We start from the raw sequence: 22235 nt of genomic DNA, 5'->3' as shown, positions 1-22235 counted from the left end.
AGGCAGCGGGCTTGACCGCAGTTACCGCCCGCGGAGGGCAGCATGACCTTTACCCTTGCCATTGTCGGGCGGCCCAATGTGGGCAAGTCCACCCTGTTCAACCGGCTTGTCGGCCGCAAGCTGGCGCTGGTCGATGACCAGCCCGGCGTCACCCGCGACCTGCGCGAGGGCGATGCCAAGCTGTTTGATCTGCGCTTTACCGTGATCGACACCGCCGGGCTGGAAGAGGTCACCGACGACAGCCTGCAGGGCCGGATGCGGCGGCTGACCGAACGCGCGGTGGAAATGGCCGATGTCTGCCTGTTCCTGATCGACGGTCGGGTTGGCGTGACCCCCACCGACGAGGTGTTTGCCGATATCCTGCGCCGCAAGAATGCGCATGTCATCGTTGGCGTCAACAAATCCGAAGGCAAGGCCGGGGATGCCGGCGCCATCGAGGCCTGGAGCCTCGGTCTGGGCGACCCGATCCGGCTGTCGGCGGAACATGGCGAGGGGATGGATGATCTGTACGACATCCTGCGCCCGATCGGTGACAGCTTTGCCGAGCGCGCCGAGGCCGACGCGCCGCTGGTCGATCTGGATATCTCGGAAGCCGAGGCCGAGCAGGAGCCCGACCCGCAGGCCTTTCGCCCGACTTATGAAAAGCCGTTGCAGATTGCGGTGATCGGGCGCCCGAACGCCGGAAAATCGACGCTGATCAACAAGATCGTCGGTTTCGACCGCATGCTGACCGGGCCGGAAGCCGGGATCACCCGCGACGCCATCTCGGTCAAGGCCGACTGGTTCGACACGCCGATCCGGATTTTCGACACTGCGGGCATGCGCAAGAAGGCCCGCATTTCCGACAAGCTGGAGAAGATGTCGGTGTCGGACGGGTTGCGCGCCGTGCGCTTTGCCGAGGTGGTGGTGGTGCTCCTGGACGTGGAAACTCCGTTCGAGACGCAAGACCTGCGCATCGCAGACTACGCCGAGACCGAGGGTCGCGCCGTGGTGGTGGCGGTGAACAAATGGGATCTGGAAGGCGAAAAGCAGGAAAAGCTGGCCGAACTGCGCGAGATGTTCGAACGCCTGCTGCCGCAGTTGCGCGGCGCACCCTTGGTCACGGTTTCGGCCAAGACCGGGCGGGGGCTGGACCGGCTGCACGCCGCCATCCTGAAGGCGCATGACGTGTGGAACCGCCGGGTGCCGACCGCCCGGCTGAACACCTGGCTGGGCGCCATGACCGAGGCGCATCCGCCACCGGCCCCGGGCGGGCGCCGCATCAAGCTGCGCTACATGACGCAGGTCAAGACCCGGCCTCCGGGGTTCGTTGCGATGTGCAGTCACCCCGATCTGATGCCCGAAAGCTATAAACGCTATCTGATCAACGGCTTGCGCGACCATTTTGACATGCCCGGCACGCCCATTCGCATCATCCTGCGTGGCCAGGGCGAGAAGAACCCGTTCAAGGACCCGAAGTTCCACACGCCCAGCCGGTTGCGCAAGCACAAGGCCTCGAAAGACCCGGATGTGAAGTGGTAGCGACTTTCGCTCCGCGCAAAAATGCCGACTTGATCAAATGCGCGGCGTTTGCCTATGGTGCCGCAACTTCCAGAGGCAGGGCGCATGGACGGTGACATTCGCAAGATCCCGACCCACGAGGTCACCTATGGCCGGTTGCGCGACATGGTGCTGTTCGGGCGGCTGGAGCCGGGGCAGCCGGTCACCATCCAGGGGCTGATCCGCGATCTGGAGGCCGGAATGACTCCGGTGCGCGAGGCGATCCGGCGGCTGACGGCGGAAGGCGCGCTGACGCTGCAAGGCAACCGCCGGGTCTGCGTGCCGCGGATGACTCCGGGTCTGCTGGAGCAGATGGCGTTCGTGCGGCTGTCGGTGGAACCGAAGCTGGCCGAGATGGCTTGTGCCGCTTTGACTCCCGCACTGATTGCTAAGCTGGAGGCGCTGGACGCGGGCGTTGACCGGGCGATGCGCGAGGGCGATGTGCAGGGCTATCTTAGCTGCAACCACCAGTTCCATTTCACCTTGTATGAGGCCACCACCGCGACGGTGCTGGTCGATATCGCGCGGTCCTTGTGGCTGCGTTTCGGCCCCAGCCTGCGGGTGGTCTGCCTGCGCCATGGCACGGCGGGCTTGCCGGATCGGCACAGCGAGGCTTTGGCCGCCATGCGCACCGGCGATGCGGCCGGGCTGGCGCGGGCGATTGGCGACGACATTGCGCAGGGGGTCGATCAGGTGCGGGCGGCGCTGGCGGCGGGGGAAATCTGACGACTCTGCCGCCGCCCCGATAATTTGATCAAATCCTTGAACGGGGCGGCGTTTGATCATATCATGGCCGCAACATGGCGCGCGATTCCCGCCGCCTGACGCCGTTGCGAGGGCCTGATGACCACGATCACCAACCACATGCCGACCGCCGAATTGCAGGCGCTGGATGCCGCCCACCACATGCACCCCTTCACTGCCGGGGCGGAACTGGCGGCCAAGGGCGCGCGCATCATCACCCGCGCCAAGGGGGTCTGGCTGACCGACAGCGAAGGCAACCGCATCATCGACGGCATGGCCGGGCTGTGGTGCGTCAACATCGGCTATGGCCGCAAGGAACTGGCCGACGTGGCGGCGCGTCAGATCGAAGAACTCAGCTATTACAACACCTTCTTCCAGACTTCTCATGTGCCTGCCATTGCCTTGGCCGCGAAGATTGCGGAACTGGCACCGGGCGATCTGAACCATGTGTTCTTCGCGGGGTCAGGCTCCGAGGCCAATGACACCAACATCCGGCTGGTGCGCCGCTATTGGGAGATCAAGGGCCAGCCGGAAAAGCGGGTGATCATCGCCCGCAAGAACGGCTACCACGGCTCGACCCTGGGCGGCGGCTCTCTGGGCGGCATGTCGGGCATCCACAAGAACGGCGGCATGCTGGCCGGGATCGTGCATATCGACGAGCCGAACTGGTGGGATCAGGGCGGCGACGCCACGCCGGAAGCCTTCGGTCTGGCCCGCGCGCAGCAACTGGAACAGAAGATTCTGGAAATGGGCGTCGAAAACATCGCGGCCTTCATCGGCGAGCCGGTGCAGGGCGCGGGCGGCGTGATCATCCCGCCCAGCACCTACTGGCCTGAAATTCAACGGATTTGCGACAAGTATGGCATCCTGCTGATCGCCGACGAGGTCATCACCGGCTTCGGGCGCACCGGCAACTGGTTCGGCAGCGAAACCTTCGGCATCCGCCCGCATATCATGACCATCGCCAAGGGCTTGTCGTCGGGCTACATGCCGATCGGCGGCTCGATCGTCTGTGACGAGATTGCCAATGTCATCGGCGGGGCGGGCGATTTCAACCACGGCTACACCTATTCCGGCCATCCGGTGGCGGCGGCGGTGGCGCTGGAGAACCTGCGGATCATGCAGGAGGAAAAGGTGGTCGAGCATGTGCGCGACGTGGCCAACCCCTACCTTGCGAAGAAATGGGCGGCGCTGACCGATCATCCGCTGGTGGGCGAGGCCAAGCTGGTGGGGCTGATGGGCTCGATCGCGCTGACGCCGAACAAGGCGACGCGGGCGCGGTTTGCGGGCGACCAGGGCCGGGTCGGCTATGCCTGCCGCGAGCGGTGTTTTGCCAACAATCTGGTGATGCGGCATGTCGGTGACCGGATGATCATCGCCCCGCCCCTGGTGATCACGCCGGACGAGATCGACGTGCTGATCGAGCGGGCTTGGAAATCGCTGGACGAATGTCTGGCCGGTTTGAAGGCCGAAGGCACCCAGATCGCCGCCTGAACCGCTTTATGACACCCCCTGCCGTGACGTAATAAAACTGTCACAATGCTTACCGACTCGTTGCGGCAGGAAATTTTTCAGGCTTAGATCACTGCCAGGACCGATCAAGAACGGGCAGGACCGATCAAGAAACTGTCACAAACCAAGAATAAGACCGAAGTTGTCACAAAACGGGCCGAAAGTGCCCAAGGGAGATAGAAACGATGACACTGAAGAAAACCACCGCCGGCCTGACGGTCGCGGCGTTGCTGGCCTCGACCGCGATGGTTGCGGCGCAGGATATGGCGGCGCTGGAAGCTGCGGCGATTGCCGAAGCCAACCTGACCGTGATCGCGCTGCCGCATGACTGGTGCGGCTATGGCGCGGTGATCGACGGCTTCAAGGCCAAGTATCCCGGCATCACCGTCAACGAGCTGAACCCCGATGCGGGCTCGGCTGACGAGGTCGAGGCGATCAAGGCCAACAAGGACAACACCGGCCCGCAGGCGCCCGACGTGATCGACGTGGGGCTTTCCTTCGGCCCGTCGTCCAAGGCCGAAGGCTTGATCCAACCCTACAAGGTCTCGACCTGGGACAGCATCCCCGACAGCGCCAAGGATGCCGAAGGCTTCTGGTATGGCGACTATTACGGCGTGATGTCGCTTTTGGTGAACAAGGATCTTGTCACCAATACTCCGGCTGACTGGGCTGACCTTCTGAAGCCGGAATATGCCGGCCAGGTGGCGCTGGCGGGTGATCCGCGCGCCTCCAACCAGGCGATTCTGGCGGTGCTGTCGGCCGGTCTGGCCGCGGGCGGTGCTGCGGGCGAGGAAGCCGGCAAGAAGGGTCTGGAATACTTTGCCGAAGTGAACAAGGCGGGCAACTTCGTCCCCGTGATCGGCAAGGCGGGCACGCTGGCCCAAGGCGCCACCCCGATCGTGGCGATGTGGGATTACAACGCCCTGGCCGCCAAGGACACGCTGGCTGGCAACCCGCCGGTCGAGGTGATCATTCCGGCCTCGGGCACGCTGGCAGGCGTTTATGTGCAGGCGATCAGCGCTTATGCGCCGCACCCGAACGCCGCGAAACTCTGGATGGAATACCTCTATTCCGATGAAGGCCAACTGGGTTGGCTGGCGGGCTACTGCCACCCGATCCGCTTCAACGACATGGTGGCGCGTGGCGTGGTTCCGGCCGATCTGCTGGCCAAGATGCCGCCCGCCGACGCCTATGCCAAGGCGTATTTCCCGACGCTGGAAGAGGTGGATGCCAACAAGGCCGCCGTCACCGCCGGTTGGGATGCGGTCGTGGGCGCCAACGTCCAGTAAGCCGACCTGACCTTGCGCCCGCCCCGGTTCTTGCGCCGGGGCGGGCGTTGCGCGACAAAGGGGCCGCAAGACGCCCTCATGACGGGAACCGACAGGATGCAATCTTCGACCACCGCCGCGCCGCCGGTGGCAAGGGCCGCGCGGCGGCGTTTGCCGTTGCATTGGCTGGGGCTGGCCCCGTTTCTGATTTTCGCCGTGCTGTTCCTGATATTGCCGACCATGCACATCGTGCTGGGGGCGTTTCGCACCCCCGAGGGCAGTTTCACCCTTGAAAACCTGCGCGGGCTGAACACCGACCAGATCAAGGCGGCCTATCTGATTTCCATCAAGATCAGCCTGGCCTCGGCGCTGCTGGGCTGTGCCATCGGTTTCGCCGTGGCCGCGGCCATCGTTCTGGGCGGCTTGCCGAAATTCATCCGCGGGCCGCTGCTGACCTTCTCGGGCGTCGCCTCGAACTTTGCCGGCGTGCCGCTGGCCTTTGCCTTTCTGGCCACCATCGGCCCGGTCGGGCTGATCACCGTTTACCTCAAGACCCAGATGGGCATCGACCTGCGGCTTCTAGGCTTCAACCTGCTGTCGTTCTGGGGCCTGACGCTGACCTATCTGTTCTTCCAGATCCCGCTGATGATCCTGATCATCACGCCCGCACTCGACGGGCTGAAAAAGGAATGGCGCGAGGCGGCCAGCATGCTGGGGGCAAGCGGCCTGCAATACTGGCGCATGGTGGCGCTGCCGATCCTGTTTCCGTCGCTGCTGGGCACGCTGGCGCTCTTGTTCGCCAATGCCTTTGGCGCCGTGGCGACCGCGATTGCCCTCACGGGCAGTTCGATGAACATCGTGCCGATCCTGCTGTTCGCGCAGATCCGCGGCGACGTGCTGGGCAACCCGCATCTGGGCTATGCGCTGGCCTTCGGGATGATCGTGATCACCGGCATCGCCAACGGCATCTACATCTGGCTGCGGGCGCGCAGTGAAAGGTGGCTGAAATGACCAAGCTGTGGTCCTGGGGCGCCTTGCTGTTCGGGCTGGTGTATTTCACCCTGCCGCTGATCGGCATGACCGAGTTCAGCCTGAAGATGCGGCGCGGCGAGTATTCCTTCGACGCCTATGCCAAGGTGCTGGCCGACCCGAAGTTTCAGGAAACCTTCAGCTATTCGGTGCTGATGGCGCTGGTCACCATCGCCTTCGGCGCGCTCTTGGTGGTGCCCACGGCCTTCTGGGTGCGGCTGAAAATGCCCTGGGCGCGGCCATATGTCGAGTTCATCACCCTGCTGCCGCTGGTCATTCCGGCCATCGTCATCGTCTTCGGCTACATCCGGCTTTACAACACCTCAAGCTGGCTGCCGCTGACCGGCACGGCGATGGGCACCAATATCCTGCTGATGTTCGGCTATGCCACGCTGGCCTTGCCCTACATGTATCGCGCCGTCGATACCGGGTTGCGCACCATCGACGTGGCGACGCTGACCGAGGCGGCGCAAAGCTTGGGCGCCGGCTGGGGCACGATTCTGGCCCGCATCATCCTGCCCAACGTGCTGGTTGCGGTGCTGTCAGGCGCCTTCCTGACCTTTGCCATCGTGATTGGCGAGTTCACCATGGCCGCCCTGCTGAACCGCCCGGCCTTTGGCCCCTACATGCAGCTTCTGGGGGCCAACCGCGCCTATGAACCGGCGGCGCTGGCGGTGATCGCCTTTGGCATCACCTGGGCCTGCATGGGCCTCATTCAGCTGATCACCCGATTTTCCAAGCATACGAGAGCGCAACGCTGATGGCCTTTCTTGACATCGAACATCTGGAGAAAGCCTTCGGCATCCTGCGGGTGGTGAAGGATTTCAACCTCGGCATCCAGAAGGGCGAGTTCGTGTCGCTGCTGGGGCCGTCGGGTTGCGGCAAGACCACGGTGCTGCGCATGGTCGCGGGGTTCGAGACGCCGAATTCCGGCGCCATCCGCATCGACGGCAAGGACGTGGTGAACCAGCGCCCGAACCAGCGCAACATCGGCATGGTGTTTCAGGCCTATGCGCTGTTTCCCAACCTGACGGTGGCGCAGAACGTCGGGTTTGGATTGAAGATCAAGGGGGTAGGGCGGGCGGATCAGGATATTCGCGTGGCCGAGATGCTGCGGCTGATCGGCCTGCCCGATCTGGGCAACCGCTACCCGTTCCAGCTTTCGGGCGGTCAGCAGCAGCGGGTGGCACTGGCCCGGGCGCTGGCGGTCAAGCCCTCGGTGCTGCTGTTGGACGAGCCGTTGTCGGCGCTGGATGCCAAGATCCGGGTGTCGTTGCGCACCGAAATCCGCGAGATTCAGCAAAAGCTGGGCATCACCACGATCTTCGTGACGCATGACCAGGAAGAGGCGCTGTCGATCTCGGATCGCATCGTGGTGATGAACGGCGGCATTGCCGAACAGGTCGGCGCGCCGTTCGAGATTTACAACCGGCCCAACACCAAATTCGTCGCCAATTTCGTCGGCACCCTGAACACCTTTGACGCCGCGGTGCTGGACCCTGCGGCGGGTCGGGTGTCGCTGGCGGGCACCGAAATCACCTTGCCGCAGCCTTTGGTTTCACTCACTGGCGACCGCATCGCGCTGGCCCTGCGCCCCGAGGCGCTGCATCTGGGCCGGTTCGAGGGGCGCGAGGTGGTTCTGCCGGGGGTGATTACCGATGTGCATTTTCTGGGTTCGGTGATCCGGGTGCGCGCCGATGTGGCGGGCGCCTCGGTGGCGCTGGACACCTTCAACCGCGCCGACACGCCGCCGCCGCCAGTGGGTGCCGCCGCCGAGGTCAGCTTTTCCGCCGCCGATCTGATCGTGCTGGGGGGCTGAGCCTTGCGGCTGGCCTATGTGCTGCACCCCGACCGTGGCGCCACCGATGCGCTGCTGGGCGTGGTGGCGGCGCAGTTGCAGGCGGCGGGCGTGGCGCTGGCCGGGGCGGTGCAAAGCAACGCCGGCGGCGACGATCCGCGCTGCGACATGGATTTGCGGCTGCTGCCGGATGGCCTGGTGATCCGCATCAGCCAGTCTCTGGGGCCGGGGTCAACGGGGTGTCGGCTGGATGCCGGGGCCTTGGAAACTGCGGTCGGGCTGGTCGAACCGCGCTTGGCGGCGGCGGAGTTGCTGATCGTCAACAAGTTCGGCAAGCACGAGGCCGAGGGCCGCGGCTTTCGTGCGCTGGTGGCCGAGGCGCTGGCGCAGGGCATGCCGGTGCTGATCGGGGTCAACGCGGCGAACCTTGTTGCGTTCGAGGAATTTTCCGGCGGGCTGGCGCAGCCTTTGGCGCCTGATGTCGGGGCGCTGGTGGGTTGGTGCTTAATGTATCACTTGAAGAATGTCGTGTAACCAATGGCTTTCATTGCAATTCTGACGGTATCCGACCGCGCCAGTCAGGGCATCTACGAAGACCGCGGCGGGCCTGCGGCGGAAGACTGGCTGCGCCGGGTCATCACCTCGCCCGTCACCATTCACCGCCAGATCGTGCCCGATGGCCGCGCCGAAGTGGCCGCCGCCCTGCGCCATCTGGCCGATGACCTGGGCGCCGATCTGATTCTTGCCACCGGCGGCACCGGCCCCAGCCCGCGCGACCAGACCCCCGAGGCGATGGCCGAGGTGATCGACCGCGACTTTCCCGGCTTTGGCGAGCAGATGCGCGCGGCGTCCTTGCGCGAGGTGCCGACCGCCATCCTGTCGCGTCAGGGCGCCGGCACGCGCGGCAAATGCCTGATCATCACCCTGCCGGGCAAGCCTGCGGCCATCGCCACCTGCCTGGGGGCGGTGTTCGCGGCCGTGCCCTATTGCCTCGATCTGCTGGGGGCTTCGAGGATCGACACCGATCCGGCACTCTGCAAGGCCTTCCGCCCCGGCAGTTGAACCGCCCCCAGGGCGCGGGCGATCAGCGCCGGGGTGTCGGGATGCTCGCCGATGGCGGGCAGCAAGGGACAGGTGAAGCCTGCGTCGCGCAACGCCTGCGGCACATCGCGCGCCAGATGCCCGGCGCGCAGCGCAAACAGCGGCAGGCACAGGGCGGCGCCAAGGCCACGGGCGGCATCGGCAAGGAACGGCTCCTGCTCCAGAAAGCCCACACGGATCGCCGCGAAATCGCCGCGCTGCGCCAACCTTGCGGCCAGCGCCTGCGTCGCCTGCGCCGAGGCGGGCGAGGCCTTGCCACCATGCGCCGCCAGCAGCAGCGTGGTGGTTTTCGGCGTCAGACCCGCGGCCTCGGCACCTTGCAGGGCAGCGCGGGCCACCAGATCGGTCAGCCGCGGGTCGGTGCCAAAGGCGGGCAACTGGTGCAGGCCGGTGGCGCCTGCGGCGGTCAGGCGGCGGGGCAGGGCGGTGCGGGTAAACCAGCCCTCGGCCATGAAGAACGGATAGATCAGCGCGCCGGGACAAGCTGCAAGCGCCTCCTCCAGCGCGTCGGGGGCGGCGAGGGTGGCACCGGCAATGCGCCAACCGGGCAGCAGGCCGGCCACAGTTGTGGCCAGCGCCTCCAGCGCCACTTGTGCGGGGGCGGGATCGGCGGGCGCGCCATGGGCGACGATGAGGGCGGTTTGGGTCATACTGTGCAGGATAGGCGGCGCGCGGCGCAAGTCCAGCGTGTCAGAGGTTTTTTCCGCCACGTCACGGTGCTAGGAAGGCGTAAACCACGGGGGGCAGGATGCAACTGATGCAGGACTGGGGCGGCTTTGCGCTGGCGATTGCGGCGTTTTTCGCAAGCCATGCCGTGCCGGTGCGCCCCGCGGTCAAGGCTTGGCTGGTGGCTCGGCTGGGGCGTTCGGGGTTCGGCATGGCCTATGGGCTGTTGTCGCTGGTGATGCTGGCCTGGGTCATTCAGGCGGCGTGGGCGGCGCCGTTCGTGGTGCTGTGGGATCAGGCGATCTGGCAGCGCTGGCTGGTGAACGCGGTGATGTTGGCGGCGGTGCTGCTGGCGGCCTTTGCCATCGGGGCGGTGAACCCGTTTTCCTTTGGTGGCCGCAGTTCGGGGTTTGACCCCGAAAGGCCGGGCATTGCCGGGGTCAGCCGGCATCCCTTGCTGCTGGTGTTGCTGCTTTGGGCGGCAGCACATCTGCTGGTGAACGGCGATCTGGCGCATGTGCTGGTCTTCGCGCCGTTTGCTGCCTTTGCCGCGCTTGGGATGCGGGCGATTGATGCGCGCAACCGGCGCATCTGGGGGGATGCGGAGTGGGACCGGCTGGCCGCCCGCACCTCGGGTTGGCCGTTTGCGGCACTGTTGGGGGGCCGCTGGAAACCGCAGTCCGGGCCGGGCCTGCTGCGGCTGGCGATCGGCCTTGCGGTCTGGGGCGGGTTGATCTGGCTGCATCCGCTGGTGATCGGCATGCCGCCGCTGCCATGAAACCCCATGGCAATCGTCCGCGTGCTGCGGCAGGGTGACCTTGGCAACCGGAGACCGAAAATGCCGAAATCCCCCCTGAGACTGGCGCTGTGGCAAGGCCCGTCGCCCGCGGGCAACCCCGAGGCGGCCTTTGCCGCCCTGGCCCCGGCGCTGGCGGCAGCCGCAGCGATGGGCGCCGACATGCTGGTGGCACCGGAATTGTTCCTGCCGGGTTACAACGCCGATGTGGCGGGCCTGGCGCAGCCGCAGGGCGGGGAATGGCACCTGCGGCTCGCGGAAATGACCCGTGCTGCGGGCTGCGGGCTGACCCTCGGCTTTGCCGAAGCGGCGGGGGATGCGCTGTTCAATTCCGCGATCTGCCTTGACGCCACGGGGCGGCACCTGGCGCATTACCGCAAGATCCAGTTGTTCGGCCCGCGCGAGGCGGCGCTGTTCCGTCCGGGTAAGGCTTACGAGACCTTTACCCTGGCCGGGGTGAAATGCGCGTTGCTGATCTGCTATGACATTGAATTCGCACCGCATGTGGCGGCACTGGCGGCGCTGGGGGTGCAGGTCATTCTGGTGCCCACCGCCAACATGCTGCCCTATACCCATGTGTCCAGCGCCACGGTGCCCGCCATGGCCGCCAATCATGGGGTGGCCATCGTCTATGCCAACATGTGCGGCACCGAGGGCGATCTGAGCTATGCCGGCGGCTCGGTGATCGTCGGTGCCACGGGGGCGCAGCTCGCGCAAGCCGGGCAGGGGCAGGCGCTGCTGGTGGCGGATATTCCCCGGCCGGACCCGGCACTGCTGTCCAGCCAAGCTGCCGATTTCCGCGCGGTCAGCGGGGCGCCAGACTGATCTCGACCCCGGCGCCGGTCAGCAGGGCGGCGATGTCGGCAGGCGGGGCGGCATCGGTGACCAGACGGTGAATGGCGGCGGGATCGCCAAGGCAGATCGGGGCGCTGCGGCCGAACTTGCTGGCATCGGCGGCGATGATGCTTTGCGCGGCGTGGCGGATGATGGTGCGGGAAAACTCGGCCTCGCGCAGATCGTGCAAAAGGAAGCCTGCGCGGGCATCCACCGCAGCGGCGGAAAGCACGGCAAATTGCACCTGAAACTGCCGCACGAAGGCCAGCGCCTCGTCACCAAAGGCGCCACCATCATGGCTGCGCAACTCGCCCCCGGCCATGAACAGCCGGTTGCCGTTGCGGCTGGCCAAGGCCTGCGCCACCGCCAGCGAGTTGGTCACCACCAGCAACTCGCGGTGCTGGCGCAGCGCCTGCGCCACATAGGCGGTGGTGGACCCCACATCGAGAAACAGCGAGGCGCCATCGCTGATCATGCCCGCCAGATGCGCCGCGATCCGCCGCTTGGCGAGCGGGTTCAGCGCGAACCGCTGGGCGAAACTCGGCTCCGGCCCCCAGTCTTTCAGCAGCAGCCCGCCATGCACCCGCGTCACCGTGCCCGCCGCCTCCAGCCGCTTGGCGGCACGGCGGATGGTTTCCTCGGTCACCGAAAGCCTGCGCGCCACATCGCCGATCCGGGCGGAACCCGAGGCGTTCAGCAGATCGACAATCTCGCGGTCGCGTGGGCTGGTGGGCATGGCGGGCCTTGCTGCGGGGTTCGTGTGGTTTTGCCGGAAATTTCAGCATAAAACAACACAAAACCCACAGGAACCCACAAAACCCCACTTTGCATTTGACAGGTTGCAATGATGCTTTCACCATTCGGGCAATGACCAGCCCCAAGGCTGGCGCGGCGGTGCCGATCCCGGTGACCGCATCCAACCGGAGAGGAAAGCTGAATGAAACAGACGCTACGCATGGTTTCGCTGGCTTTGGCGCTGGCACCGACGCTGGCTTTGGCAGAGGTCGAATCCACCGACCCGATCAAGCTGACGCTGCACGACTGGACCGGCCAGTTGATCACCACCAACATCATGGCCGCGGTGCTGGAGGAGGCGGGTTACAACGTCGAACTGGTGCAGGCCGATTATCTGGCGCAATTCGCCGGGCTGAAAACCGGCGATCTGGATGTGGCGATGGAGATCTGGGCCACCACCGGCCAGGAAGCGATGGACAAGGCGATTGCCGAGGGCGGCGTGGTCAGCTTTGGCGAGACCGGCATGCTGGCCAAGGAGGAATGGTGGTATCCGCTGTACATGAAGGAAAAATGCCCCGGTCTGCCCGACTGGAAGGCGTTGAACGACTGCGCGGCGCTGTTCGCCACGCCCGACACCGCGCCGAAGGGCCGCTATCTGGGCGGGCCGGTTACCTGGGGCGGCTTTGACGAGGAGCGCATTGCAGCCCTGGGGCTGAACTTCGAGGTGATCCATGCCGGCACCGATGCCGCGATGTTTGCCGAACTGGAGGCCGCCTATCAGCGGCAGGACCCGATCCTGCTGTGGGTCTATGCGCCGCATTGGTCGCAGCAGAAATACCAGGGCGAATGGGTCGAATTCCCGACCTATGAAGCCGCCTGCTACACCGACCCGGCCTGGGGGTCGAACCCCGCTGCCACCCATGATTGCGGCAAGCCGTTCGGGCCGATCTGGAAGGTGGGCTGGGCAGGTCTGGCCGACAAGTGGCCGGGGGCTGCCAAGGCGGTGCAGGCCTTCACCATCGACAACACCGCGATGAGCGCCATGATCGCCAAGGTCGATCTGGACGGCGTGGCCCTGGAGGATGTGGTGGACGAATGGATGACCGCCAACGAGGCCACCTGGAAGCCCTGGATCGGCCAGTGACGTTTAGGGGCGGGGCTTTCCCGCCCCGTTACCCTTTCCCCGGACCATATGATGCCCGGACTGCATGATGACTGACCGCCCCGTCAAACTTGCCTGTCGGCATGTCTGGAAGCTCTATGGCCCGCATCCCGAACGGTTGCTTTCGGGGGCGGTGCCCAGCCTTGAGCAGATACGCGCCGCGGGCCTTGTGGGGGCGGTGCGCGATGTCAGCCTTGAAGTGCGGACCGGCGAGATTTTCGTGATCATGGGGCTGTCGGGCTCGGGGAAATCGACACTGGTGCGGTGCCTGTCGCGGCTGATCGAGCCGACGGCGGGCGAGATATTGTTCAACGGTCAGGATCTGCTGCAAACCTCGGCCCGCGAGATGATTGAAATCCGCCGTCACCGCATGGGCATGGTGTTCCAGCATTTCGCGCTGCTGCCGCATCTGACGGTGCTGCAAAACGTGGCGTTTCCGCTGGAAATTCAGGGCGTTGACCGCGCTGCGCGCGAGGCGCGGGCGGCGGAGGTGATCGCCCTGGTCGGTCTTGCCGGGCGCGAGGGCAACTTTCCGCGCCAGCTTTCGGGCGGCCAGCAGCAGCGGGTCGGCATCGCCCGCAGCCTGGCGGTGGAGCCGGAACTTTGGTTCCTTGACGAGCCGTTTTCGGCGCTCGACCCGCTGATCCGCCGCGAGATGCAGGACGAATTCCTGCGCATCCAGCGGCAGTTGCAGAAAACCATCATCTTCATCACCCATGATTTCGACGAGGCGATCCGGCTGGCCGACCGCATCGCCATCATGAAGGATGGCGCCGTGGTGCAGGTGGCCACACCCGAACAGTTGGTGCTGGCCCCGGCGGATGCTTACGTCGCGGCCTTCACCGCGCATGTGCCGCGCGCCAAGGTGGTGACGCTGGCCAGCATCGCGCAGCCCGGCGATGGTCCGGTGGCAGGCAACCTGCCCGGATCGGCGCGGATCGAGGCGGTGGCGGATCAGATCGAGGCCGCCAGCCTGCCTTTTGCCGTGCTGGATGACGAGGGCCGGGTGATCGGGCAGGTCACCGGCCGCGCGGTGATCGACGTGCTGATCGGACGCGGGCGATGACCGCGCGGCTGCTTTGGCCCGGATTGGCGGCGCTGTCGCTGATCCTTGCGGCGCTGGTGGCGCAGATGCCGGGTTGGGCCTTGCTGCCACCCGCCGCCCTGCATCTGGACATGGCTGCCTGGGTCTCGGCGGCGATGGTCTGGTTGGTGGAGCAGGCGACGTTCGGCCTTTTCACCGTCAAGCAGGCCACCCGGGCGCTGGCCGCGATGATCGAGTGGCCCTACGAGGCGGCGCGGGTTCTGCTGGTCGATGGCATCACCGAAGGCCGGGGTCGCAAGGCGGTGACGCTGGTGCCGCCGCTGTCGTGGATCGCGGTCACGGTGGCCATGGGGACGCTGGGGGTTTACGCGCGCAACCTCTGGCTGGGCCTCGGGGTCGGGGCGCTGTTTCTGTATCTGGCGGTGTTCGGCCAGTGGGAAAGTGCGATGATCACCCTCGCCTCGATCGTCATCGCGGTGCCGATCGGGGTGATGGGCGGGCTGGTGCTGGGGGTGGCGGCTTACCTTTCGCCACGCTTCGACCGGCTGCAATCTCCGGTTCTCGACCTGATGCAGACCGTGCCGACCTTCGCCTATCTGGTGCCGATCCTGTTCCTGTTCGGCTTTGGCCCGGTGGCGGCGCTGCTGGCGACGGTGATCTATGCCATGCCGCCGATGGTGCGGATCACCACATTAGCTTTGCGTTCCATCCCACCGGAAATAAACGATTTTGCACGGATGGTCGGCTGCACCGGATGGCAGCGGTTGCGCAAGGTGCTGCTGCCGGCGGCGCTGCCCGACCTGATGGTGGGGGTCAATCAGGTGATCATGCTTTCCCTGAACATGGTGATCATCGCCTCGATGATCGGCGCGGGCGGGCTGGGGTTTGATGTGCTGAACGCGCTGCGGCGGCTGGATATCGGCGCAGGCGTCGAGGCGGGGCTGGCGATCACCGCGCTGGCGGTGGCGCTGGACCGGCTGAGCCAGGCGCTTGCCTTGCGGGCGGGTCTGCCGGATGCGGCGACGGGGTCGTGGATCAAGCGGCATCCGAAAACCCTGGCGGTGCTGGCGCTGGTGCTGGCAACCGGGCTGCTGGGGCTGGTCTGGCCCTGGCTGCAAACCTATCCCAAGGCGGGCGAGCTTTCCACCAAAGCCTTCTGGTCCGATCTGGTGAAATCCATCAATATCAACTACTTCGATCAACTGGAAGCCTGGCGCACCTTCGTTCTGACCTACATGCTATTGCCGGTCAAACGCTTCCTGCTGGCACTGCCCTGGCCCTGGGTGGTGGCGCTGGTCACCCTTGCGGGCTGGCAGTTGGGCCGCGCACGGCTGGCGGCCTTGTGCCTTGGCCTCAGCCTGTTTCTGGTCGCCGCGGGCCTGTGGGAGCAGGCGATGACCACGGTTTACCTCTGCGGCGTCTCGGTGGTGGTGGCGGTGCTGGTCGGCCTGCCGCTGGGAGTGCTGGCGGCCTCCAACGCCACCGCCGGCAAGGTGATCGGCGGCGTGATCGACACGCTGCAAACCCTGCCCAGCTTCGTCTATCTGATCCCGGTGGTGATGCTGTTCCGGGTTGGCGATTTCAGCGCCATGACCGCGGTGGTGCTTTATGCGCTGGCCCCCGCCGTGCGCTACACCGCCCACGGGTTGCGCGCGGTGCCCGAGGAACTGGTCGAGGCGGGAACGGTCTGCGGCTGCACCCCTTGGCAGGTGCTGACCCGCATCCGGCTGCCAATGGCGCTGCCCGACATCCTGCTGGGGGTGAACCAGACCATCATGCTGGCACTTTCCATGCTGGTGATCACCGCTTTGGTCGGCACCCGCGACCTGGGGCAAGAGGTTTATATCGCCCTGACCCGCGCCGATACCGGGGCGGGGATCGTGGCCGGGGTCTGCGTCGCGGCGCTGGCCATCATCGCGGATCGGCTGATCGCGGCGGGGGCGGCGCAGGCACGGGCACGGCTGGGCATGGGAGGGGACGCATGACGCCGATGCAACGGTTGCTGGCCTTGCCGATCTGGCAGGGCAAGGTGCGGGCCGAGCCTTTGGGCGGCGGCATCACCAACCTGAACTTCGTGGCGCAGGACGATGCCCGCCGGGTTGTGGTGCGGATCGGTGACGACATTCCGGTGCATCAGATCATGCGATTCAACGAGTTGGCGGCCAGTCGCGCCGCCCATGCCGCCGGGGTGTCGCCCGCCGTCATCCACCATGAACCCGGTGCGCTGGTGATCGAATTCCTTGACGCCCGCACCCTCAGCGCCGCCGATCTGGCGCAGGATGCGATGCTGGAGCAGGCCCTCGAATTGGTCGCCCGGGCGCACCGCGAGATCCCCCGGCACCTGCGCGGCCCGGCGCTGGCCTTCTGGGTGTTCCATGTGATCCGCGATTATGCCGCCACCCTGCGCGAAGCCGCCAGCCCGCATCAGGGCCTGCTGCCGGACCTGCTGGATCAGGCCGGGCGGCTGGAGGCGGCGGTGGGGCCGATTGATCTGGTGTTCGGCCACAACGACCTGCTGCCCGCCAATTTCCTGCACGACGGCACGCGGCTTTGGCTGATCGACTGGGACTACGCCGGTTTCAACTCGCCGCTGTTCGATCTGGGCGGTTTGGCCGCCAACAACGGCCTGTCGGAGGCGCAGGAGGGGCGGATGCTGCAGGCCTATTTCGACCGCCCCGCTGACGGCGGCCTGTGGCACCGCTACCGGGCGATGAAGGCGGCCTCGGCGCTGCGCGAAACCCTGTGGTCGATGGTGTCGGAGTTTCACTCCGAACTTGATTTCGATTTTTCCACCTATACCCGGGCCAATCTTGCCACCTTCCGGGCGGCGCTTGCGGCCTTTGAACAAAGCTGAGGAACCCATGGCAGAGCTTCCCACCACCGCCCGCGTTGTCGTCATCGGCGGCGGCATCATCGGCACTTCGACCGCCTATCATCTGGGCAAGCTGGGGTATTCGGACACCGTGCTGCTGGAGCGCAAAAAGCTGACCTCCGGCACCACCTTCCATGCGGCGGGGCTGGTGGGGCAATTAAGAACGTCCGCCAACATCACGCAATTGCTGGGATATTCGGTTGACCTTTACAAGCGCCTGGCGGCCGAGACCGGCATCGAGACCGGCTGGAAGATGAACGGCGGCTTGCGGCTGGCCTGCAACGCCGAACGCTGGACGGAAGTGAAGCGCCAAGCCACCACCGCCCATTCCTTCGGGCTGGAGATGCACCTTCTGACGCCGAAAGAGGCGCAGGAATTGTGGCCCTTGATGACCATCGACGATCTGGTGGGCGCGGCTTACCTGCCGACCGATGGCCAGGCCAACCCGTCCGACATCACCCAAAGCCTCGCCAAGGGCGCACGGATGGCGGGGGTGAAGATCTTCGAGGATACGCCGGTGACCCGGATCATCGTCGAGGATGGGCGCATCCGGGGGGTGGAAACTCCGTCCGGCACGGTGGAATGTGAAAAGCTGGTGCTTTGCGCCGGGCAATGGACCCGGGCGCTGGCGGCCTCGGTCGGGGTGAACGTGCCGCTGATCTCGGTCGAGCATCAGTATATGGTCACCGAAAAGATCGACGGCGTGACGCCGGGCCTGCCGACGCTGCGCGACCCGGACCGGCTGACCTACTGGAAGGAAGACGTGGGCGGGCTGGTGTGGGGTGGCTACGAGCCGAACCCCAAGCCCTGGGCGCTGAACGGCATCCCGGACAACTTTCACTTCGACCTGCTGACCTCTGATTTCGATCACTATTCCCAGTTCATGGAGAATGCGATTGCCCGGGTTCCGGCGCTGGAAACCGCAGGCGTCAAGCAGTTGATCAACGGCCCGGAAAGCTTTACCCCCGATGGCAATTTCATCCTTGGCGAGGCGCCGGAGCTGCGCAATCTGTTCGTTGGGGCCGGCTTCAACGCCTTCGGCATCGCCTCGGGTGGCGGGGCGGGCATGGCGCTGGCGGAATGGGTGGTGAAGGGGGCGGCACCTTACGACCTCTGGCCGGTCGATATCCGCCGCTTTGGCGCGGTGCATCGCTCGACCGACTGGGTGCGCGCCCGCACGCTGGAGGCTTACGGCAAGCATTACACCATCGCCTGGCCGTCCGAGGAGATGCGTTCCGCCCGCCCGACCCGCCGCTCGCCGCTTTACGCGCATCTGGCGGCGGCGGGGGCGTGTTTTGGCGAGAAATTGGGCTGGGAGCGGCCGAACTGGTTTGCCGATCTTGCCGCCGGGGAAACCCCGGAGGACCGCTATTCCTATCAGCGCCCCGGTTGGTGGGGGGCGGTGGCGCGCGAACACCGGGCAGCGCGCCATGCTGCGGTGCTGATCGACCAGACCTCGTTTGCCAAGTTCCGCCTGACCGGGCCGGATGCGGCTTCCGCGCTGAACTGGGTTGCGGCGGGCAATGTGGACCGGGCAGTTGGGTCACTGACCTACACGCAAATGTTGAACCATAATGGGGGGGATAGAGGCCGATCTTACTGTAGTGCGTGAAGATCGGGACAGCTTCTACATCGTCACCGGCACCGGCTTTGCCACCCATGATTTCGACTGGATTTCGCGCAACCTGCCCGAAGGGGCGCGCGCGCAACTGACCGATGTCACCTCGGGCAGCGCCGTGCTGTCGCTGATGGGGCCAGAGGCGCGGGACATTCTGGCGCGCGTCTGCCCCGACGATCTGTCGAACGAAGGCTTCCCCTTTGGCACCGCCCGGCGGATCAGCGTGGCGCGCTGCCCGGTGCTGGCGCTGCGGGTGACCTATGTCGGTGAATTGGGCTGGGAATTGCACATGCCCACCGATGTGGCGGTGACAGTTTACGAGGCGTTGATGCAGGCGGGGGCGGGGCTTGGGCTGGTGAACGCCGGTTACCGCGCCATCGAGACGCTGCGGCTGGAGAAGGGCTACCGCGCCTGGGGAGCCGACATCGGACCCGATCACACGCCGGTCGAGGCGGGGCTGGCCTGGGCCTGCAAGATGAAATCCGGTATCCCCTTTATCGGCCGCGACGCGGTGGCGGCGCAACTGGCGCATGGCGTGAAAAAGCGGCTGGTCGGGTTCACCGTCAGCGACCCGACTGTGATCCTGCTGGGGCGCGAGACGATTTTTCGCAACGGCGAACGGGTGGGCTGGCTGTCCTCGGGCGGCTTTGGCCATACCATCGGCCACCCCATCGGCTACGGCTATCTGCGCAACCCCGACGGCGTGACCGACGCCTGGATGGCGCTGGGGCATTACGAGTTGGAGGTGGCCTCGGAACGGGTGCCGTGCCACCTGCATCTGGCGCCGCTGTATGACGCGGGCAACGCCAAGGTAAAAGCCTAGGCGCCCCAGGTCCGGTCCAGCAGCGACAGCCAGTTTTCCGACGCGAGCTTGTGCAGCAGCGGCGCGTCATAGCCATGGCCGGACAGCGCCACCAGCAGATCGGGCAGGCCGGTCACGTCACCGATGCCCTGTGGGATGGTGGCGCCGTCGAAATCGGAACCAAACCCCACATGATCCTCGCCCAGATGGGTGATCAGGTGGTCAAGGTGGCGCAGCACCGGTTGCCAGTCCATTTCCGGCGACTGGCGGCCGTCGGGGCGCAGAAAGACGGTGGCGAAGTTCAGCCCGACCATGCCGCCGCTGTCGCGGATCACCGCCAGTTGCCGGTCGGTCAGGTTGCGGGTCGAAGGGGTGATCGCATGGGCGTTGGAATGGGTGGCGACCAGCGGCGCATCCGAGATTGCCGCCACGTCGTTGAAGCCCGCCTCGTTGATATGGCTGAGATCGACCATTATCTTCAAGGCGTTGCAGGCGCGGATCAGATCCTTGCCGACCTCTGTCAGCCCCGGCCCGGTATCGGGGTCGCCGGGAAAGCGGAACGGCACGCCATGGCCGAACACCGTCGGGCGGCTCCAGACCGGGCCGATGGAGCGCAAGCCGAGGGCGTGGAAGGAATAAAGCGCGTCAAGATCGGGGCCGATGGCCTCGGCACCCTCCATATGCATGATCCCCGCCACCACGCCGCGGGCAAGGCAATCGCGCACCTCGGCGGTGGTGCGACAGACCTTGAAGCCGCCCTGCGACACCCGCTCCATCCGCAACAGGATGCCCGCCATGGCAAGGGCGGTGGGCTGGGCGGCGGGGGCGTCGATCAGCGGCGGCAGCGGCACGTCATAGGGCGGGTGGTCCATCATCGCGTCGTAATTCTGCCCGTCACGCGGCGAGGGGATGTAGATGGCGAAGAACCCGCCGGCAAAGCCGCCCTTTCGCATCCGGGCAAGGTCCAGATGCCCGGCGCCGTCGCCCACCAGCCAGGTCGCGTCCAGCATCGCCGGATCGCAGCGCAGCAGTTTCAAGAGGATGTCGTTGTGGCCGTCGAACACCGGGATCATGGTCTATGCTTTCTCAAGGGTTGGGGTCTGCCCGACATAACCCTGCGAGGCAACCAGCAGGGCGCGGGTATAGGGCTGCTGCGCGCGACGCCCCTGCAACTCGGCGCGGGTCAGTTCTTCCACCGTGCGGCCGTGCTGCATCACCAGCAGGCGCTCGCACATGTGGGCGACCACGGCCAGATCGTGACTGACCAGAATATAGGTCAACCCACGCTCGCTGCGCAGCCGGTCCAGCAGGTTCAGCACCTCGGCCTGGATAGAGGCATCCAAGGCCGAGGTGGGTTCGTCCAGCAGCAGGATCTTGGGTTCAAGGATCAGCGCCCGGGCTATGGCGACGCGCTGGCGCTGGCCACCGGAAAGCTGGTGCGGATAGCGGAAGCGGAAGCCGTGGCCGAGGCCGACATCGGCCAGCGCCTGCTCGATGCGGGTTTCGGCATTGGCAAAGCCGTGGATGGCGAGCGGTTCGGCCAGCACCCGGTCAACGGTATGGCGCGGGTGCAGCGAGGCGTAGGGGTCTTGAAACACCATCTGCACGCGGCGGTAGAAACCGGCATCGCGCGGGGTTTTCAGCGGTTGGCCGTCGATGCGGATCGTGCCGCCAGTGACCGGGGCCAGCCCGCAGATCGCCCGCAGCACGGTAGATTTGCCAGAGCCGCTTTCGCCGACGATGCCGAAAGCCTCGCCCGCCGCGACGTTGAACGACACGTCGCGCACCGCCGCCACGGTATTGGCAAAGCTGCCGAAGGTCACATCCAGATTGCTGATCTCGATCAGGTTCATAGCGCCCAACTCGCATCGCGTTGCAGGGTCTGCAAGGGGCGCTGGCTGCCTTCGATGCGTGGCAGGCAGGTGTAAAGCCCCTGGGTGTAGGGGTGGCGGGCGTTGGCGAGGTCGCTGGCCTTCACCTCTTCGACGATGCGGCCGGCATACATCACCAGCACCCGGTCGCAAAAGGTCGAGACCAGCCGCAAATCATGGCTGATGAAGATCAGCCCCATGCCGCGGTCGGCCACCAGCCGGTCGAGGATCGCCAGCACCTCCAGCTGCACGGTGACATCCAGCGCCGAGGTCGGCTCGTCGGCAATCAGCAGATCGGGTTCGGTGATCAGCATCATCGCCAGCATGGCGCGCTGGCCCATGCCGCCGGAAAGCTCGTGCGGGTAGGCGTTGAACACGCGGGAGGGGTCGCGGATCTGCACCGCCTCCAGCATCGCCATGGCGCGGTCGCGGGCGGCGGTCTTGGCGCCACCTTTCTGGGTGCGGTAGGCCTCGACGATCTGCCGCCCGATGGTCATCACCGGGTTCAGCGAATATTTCGGATCCTGCATCACCATCGAGATGCGGATGCCGCGCAGGGCCCGCCAGGTGGCGGGGCTGGCTTGGCGCAGGTCGATGCCGTCGAATTCCAGCCGCCTGGCGGTGGCGATGCCGGGGGCAGGGGTCAGCCCCAGCAGCGCCCTGCCGGTCTGCGACTTGCCGGAACCGGATTCGCCAACGATGCCAAGGCGTTCGCGGCCCAGGGCAAAGCTGACGCCGCGCACCACCTCGGACGGGCCTTGCCGGGTGGGGTAGGTGATGCGCAGGTCTTCGACGGTCAGGAGATCGGTCAAAGGGCAGAGCCTCCGGCGGGGATATTTTTGC

At 66.0% G+C, this 22235-nt stretch carries 22 protein-coding genes; 17 read left to right on the top strand and 5 right to left on the bottom strand.

The window, feature by feature from the left end; all coding sequences use genetic code 11:
- The first annotated feature begins 42 nt into the window (after nt 1-42).
- The 9 genes from der to mog all read left to right on the top strand — a co-directional run bounded on the left by der (nt 43) and on the right by mog (nt 8952).
- A complete protein-coding gene (gene der / locus RSW2DRAFT_RS05685) occupies nt 43-1521 on the top strand; it encodes a ribosome biogenesis GTPase Der (protein WP_008028948.1) in 1479 nt (492 codons plus the stop codon).
- Between the two features lie 84 nt (nt 1522-1605).
- A complete protein-coding gene (locus tag RSW2DRAFT_RS05680) occupies nt 1606-2265 on the top strand; it encodes a GntR family transcriptional regulator (protein WP_008028947.1) in 660 nt (219 codons plus the stop codon).
- A gap of 117 nt (nt 2266-2382) precedes the next feature.
- Entirely contained in the window at nt 2383-3777 is a 1395-nt protein-coding gene (locus RSW2DRAFT_RS05675; RefSeq protein WP_008028946.1) for an aspartate aminotransferase family protein, read from the top strand.
- A gap of 203 nt (nt 3778-3980) precedes the next feature.
- On the top strand, nt 3981-5084 hold the full coding sequence (locus tag RSW2DRAFT_RS05670; RefSeq protein ID WP_008028944.1) for an ABC transporter substrate-binding protein: 1104 nt from the start codon (nt 3981-3983) through the stop codon (nt 5082-5084).
- Between the two features lie 96 nt (nt 5085-5180).
- A complete protein-coding gene (locus RSW2DRAFT_RS05665; RefSeq protein ID WP_008028942.1) occupies nt 5181-6074 on the top strand; it encodes an ABC transporter permease in 894 nt (297 codons plus the stop codon).
- Complete coding sequence (locus tag RSW2DRAFT_RS05660) at nt 6071-6853, top strand: ABC transporter permease (RefSeq protein WP_008028940.1); 783 nt, start codon at nt 6071-6073, stop codon at nt 6851-6853. The genes RSW2DRAFT_RS05665 and RSW2DRAFT_RS05660 overlap by 4 nt, the downstream gene beginning before the upstream one ends.
- Nucleotides 6853-7911 carry an ABC transporter ATP-binding protein gene (locus RSW2DRAFT_RS05655; protein WP_008028939.1) on the top strand — a complete coding sequence of 353 codons (1059 nt, stop codon included), beginning with the start codon at nt 6853-6855 and terminating at the stop codon, nt 7909-7911. Before RSW2DRAFT_RS05660 ends, RSW2DRAFT_RS05655 begins: the two co-directional genes overlap by 1 nt.
- A 3-nt stretch (nt 7912-7914) precedes the next feature.
- Entirely contained in the window at nt 7915-8424 is a 510-nt protein-coding gene (locus RSW2DRAFT_RS05650) for a DUF2478 domain-containing protein (RefSeq protein ID WP_008028936.1), read from the top strand.
- Between the two features lie 3 nt (nt 8425-8427).
- Complete coding sequence (gene mog, locus RSW2DRAFT_RS05645) at nt 8428-8952, top strand: molybdopterin adenylyltransferase (protein ID WP_008028935.1); 525 nt, start codon at nt 8428-8430, stop codon at nt 8950-8952.
- Here the strand turns inward: mog and RSW2DRAFT_RS05640 are convergent.
- Nucleotides 8874-9641 (bottom strand): CbiX/SirB N-terminal domain-containing protein, encoded by a 768-nt coding sequence (locus tag RSW2DRAFT_RS05640; RefSeq protein WP_008028933.1) that lies wholly within the window; start codon nt 9639-9641, stop codon nt 8874-8876. The genes mog and RSW2DRAFT_RS05640 overlap by 79 nt on opposite strands.
- 98 nt (nt 9642-9739) lie before the next feature.
- Here RSW2DRAFT_RS05640 and RSW2DRAFT_RS05635 point away from each other — a divergent pair, with 98 nt between their 5' ends.
- Complete coding sequence (locus RSW2DRAFT_RS05635) at nt 9740-10435, top strand: NnrU family protein (protein WP_232209652.1); 696 nt, start codon at nt 9740-9742, stop codon at nt 10433-10435.
- Nucleotides 10436-10495: 60 nt separating this feature from the next.
- Nucleotides 10496-11278 carry a nitrilase-related carbon-nitrogen hydrolase gene (locus RSW2DRAFT_RS05630; RefSeq protein WP_008028929.1) on the top strand — a complete coding sequence of 261 codons (783 nt, stop codon included), beginning with the start codon at nt 10496-10498 and terminating at the stop codon, nt 11276-11278.
- On the opposite strand, the gene RSW2DRAFT_RS05625 is transcribed toward RSW2DRAFT_RS05630, so the two are convergent.
- The gene (locus RSW2DRAFT_RS05625; RefSeq protein ID WP_008028927.1) at nt 11259-12023 is read right to left on the bottom strand and encodes a DeoR/GlpR family DNA-binding transcription regulator; all 765 of its coding nucleotides are present in this window, start codon (nt 12021-12023) and stop codon (nt 11259-11261) included. The two genes, RSW2DRAFT_RS05630 and RSW2DRAFT_RS05625, sit on opposite strands and share 20 nt — an antisense overlap.
- Nucleotides 12024-12224: 201 nt before the next feature.
- Between RSW2DRAFT_RS05625 and RSW2DRAFT_RS05620 the strand changes: the two genes are divergently transcribed.
- From RSW2DRAFT_RS05620 to RSW2DRAFT_RS18455, 6 genes are all read left to right on the top strand, one after another.
- Complete coding sequence (locus tag RSW2DRAFT_RS05620) at nt 12225-13166, top strand: ABC transporter substrate-binding protein (protein WP_008028925.1); 942 nt, start codon at nt 12225-12227, stop codon at nt 13164-13166.
- A 67-nt stretch (nt 13167-13233) separates the two neighbouring features.
- Entirely contained in the window at nt 13234-14250 is a 1017-nt protein-coding gene (locus RSW2DRAFT_RS05615) for a quaternary amine ABC transporter ATP-binding protein (RefSeq protein ID WP_008028923.1), read from the top strand.
- Entirely contained in the window at nt 14247-16214 is a 1968-nt protein-coding gene (locus RSW2DRAFT_RS05610; protein WP_008028921.1) for an ABC transporter permease, read from the top strand. The genes RSW2DRAFT_RS05615 and RSW2DRAFT_RS05610 overlap by 4 nt, the downstream gene beginning before the upstream one ends.
- Complete coding sequence (locus RSW2DRAFT_RS05605; protein ID WP_008028919.1) at nt 16211-17083, top strand: phosphotransferase; 873 nt, start codon at nt 16211-16213, stop codon at nt 17081-17083. The genes RSW2DRAFT_RS05610 and RSW2DRAFT_RS05605 overlap by 4 nt, the downstream gene beginning before the upstream one ends.
- Complete coding sequence (locus tag RSW2DRAFT_RS05600) at nt 17004-18713, top strand: FAD-dependent oxidoreductase (RefSeq protein WP_332250533.1); 1710 nt, start codon at nt 17004-17006, stop codon at nt 18711-18713. The genes RSW2DRAFT_RS05605 and RSW2DRAFT_RS05600 overlap by 80 nt, the downstream gene beginning before the upstream one ends.
- Nucleotides 18706-19542 (top strand): aminomethyltransferase family protein, encoded by an 837-nt coding sequence (locus tag RSW2DRAFT_RS18455; RefSeq protein ID WP_232209651.1) that lies wholly within the window; start codon nt 18706-18708, stop codon nt 19540-19542. Before RSW2DRAFT_RS05600 ends, RSW2DRAFT_RS18455 begins: the two co-directional genes overlap by 8 nt.
- Here the strand turns inward: RSW2DRAFT_RS18455 and RSW2DRAFT_RS05595 are convergent.
- Genes RSW2DRAFT_RS05595 through RSW2DRAFT_RS05585 form a run of 3 tightly spaced genes read right to left on the bottom strand, consistent with a single transcriptional unit; the run spans nt 19539 to nt 22204 of the window.
- On the bottom strand, nt 19539-20594 hold the full coding sequence (locus RSW2DRAFT_RS05595; protein ID WP_008028913.1) for a dipeptidase: 1056 nt from the start codon (nt 20592-20594) through the stop codon (nt 19539-19541). The genes RSW2DRAFT_RS18455 and RSW2DRAFT_RS05595 overlap by 4 nt on opposite strands.
- Nucleotides 20595-20597: 3 nt before the next feature.
- Complete coding sequence (locus tag RSW2DRAFT_RS05590) at nt 20598-21374, bottom strand: ABC transporter ATP-binding protein (RefSeq protein WP_008028911.1); 777 nt, start codon at nt 21372-21374, stop codon at nt 20598-20600.
- Nucleotides 21371-22204: an ABC transporter ATP-binding protein gene (locus RSW2DRAFT_RS05585; protein WP_008028909.1), complete on the bottom strand. Its 834-nt coding sequence runs from the start codon at nt 22202-22204 to the stop codon at nt 21371-21373. Before RSW2DRAFT_RS05585 ends, RSW2DRAFT_RS05590 begins: the two co-directional genes overlap by 4 nt.
- Nucleotides 22205-22235: the final 31 nt, after the last annotated feature.

The organism is Rhodobacter ferrooxidans, from assembly GCF_000176015.1.
Lineage (GTDB): Bacteria > Pseudomonadota > Alphaproteobacteria > Rhodobacterales > Rhodobacteraceae > Pseudorhodobacter_B > Pseudorhodobacter_B ferrooxidans.
Note: the sequence above shows the minus strand (reverse complement) of the source record. Positions and strands in the feature narration are given on the sequence as shown.

Excerpts from the sequence above, each read along its gene's own strand:
- RSW2DRAFT_RS05595 (WP_008028913.1), bottom strand. The coding sequence starts at position 20,594 with ATGATCCCGGTGTTCGACGGCCACAACGACATCCTCTTGAAACTGCTG.
- RSW2DRAFT_RS05675 (WP_008028946.1), top strand. The coding sequence starts at position 2,383 with ATGACCACGATCACCAACCACATGCCGACCGCCGAATTGCAGGCGCTG.
- der (WP_008028948.1), top strand. The coding sequence starts at position 43 with ATGACCTTTACCCTTGCCATTGTCGGGCGGCCCAATGTGGGCAAGTCC.
- RSW2DRAFT_RS05590 (WP_008028911.1), bottom strand. The coding sequence starts at position 21,374 with ATGAACCTGATCGAGATCAGCAATCTGGATGTGACCTTCGGCAGCTTT.
- RSW2DRAFT_RS05640 (WP_008028933.1), bottom strand. The coding sequence starts at position 9,641 with ATGACCCAAACCGCCCTCATCGTCGCCCATGGCGCGCCCGCCGATCCC.
- RSW2DRAFT_RS05605 (WP_008028919.1), top strand. The coding sequence starts at position 16,211 with ATGACGCCGATGCAACGGTTGCTGGCCTTGCCGATCTGGCAGGGCAAG.
- RSW2DRAFT_RS05625 (WP_008028927.1), bottom strand. The coding sequence starts at position 12,023 with ATGCCCACCAGCCCACGCGACCGCGAGATTGTCGATCTGCTGAACGCC.
- RSW2DRAFT_RS05680 (WP_008028947.1), top strand. The coding sequence starts at position 1,606 with ATGGACGGTGACATTCGCAAGATCCCGACCCACGAGGTCACCTATGGC.
- RSW2DRAFT_RS05635 (WP_232209652.1), top strand. The coding sequence starts at position 9,740 with ATGCAACTGATGCAGGACTGGGGCGGCTTTGCGCTGGCGATTGCGGCG.
- RSW2DRAFT_RS05630 (WP_008028929.1), top strand. The coding sequence starts at position 10,496 with ATGCCGAAATCCCCCCTGAGACTGGCGCTGTGGCAAGGCCCGTCGCCC.
- RSW2DRAFT_RS05665 (WP_008028942.1), top strand. The coding sequence starts at position 5,181 with ATGCAATCTTCGACCACCGCCGCGCCGCCGGTGGCAAGGGCCGCGCGG.
- mog (WP_008028935.1), top strand. The coding sequence starts at position 8,428 with ATGGCTTTCATTGCAATTCTGACGGTATCCGACCGCGCCAGTCAGGGC.
- RSW2DRAFT_RS05660 (WP_008028940.1), top strand. The coding sequence starts at position 6,071 with ATGACCAAGCTGTGGTCCTGGGGCGCCTTGCTGTTCGGGCTGGTGTAT.
- RSW2DRAFT_RS05670 (WP_008028944.1), top strand. The coding sequence starts at position 3,981 with ATGACACTGAAGAAAACCACCGCCGGCCTGACGGTCGCGGCGTTGCTG.
- RSW2DRAFT_RS05610 (WP_008028921.1), top strand. The coding sequence starts at position 14,247 with ATGACCGCGCGGCTGCTTTGGCCCGGATTGGCGGCGCTGTCGCTGATC.
- RSW2DRAFT_RS05620 (WP_008028925.1), top strand. The coding sequence starts at position 12,225 with ATGAAACAGACGCTACGCATGGTTTCGCTGGCTTTGGCGCTGGCACCG.
- RSW2DRAFT_RS05655 (WP_008028939.1), top strand. The coding sequence starts at position 6,853 with ATGGCCTTTCTTGACATCGAACATCTGGAGAAAGCCTTCGGCATCCTG.
- RSW2DRAFT_RS05615 (WP_008028923.1), top strand. The coding sequence starts at position 13,234 with ATGACTGACCGCCCCGTCAAACTTGCCTGTCGGCATGTCTGGAAGCTC.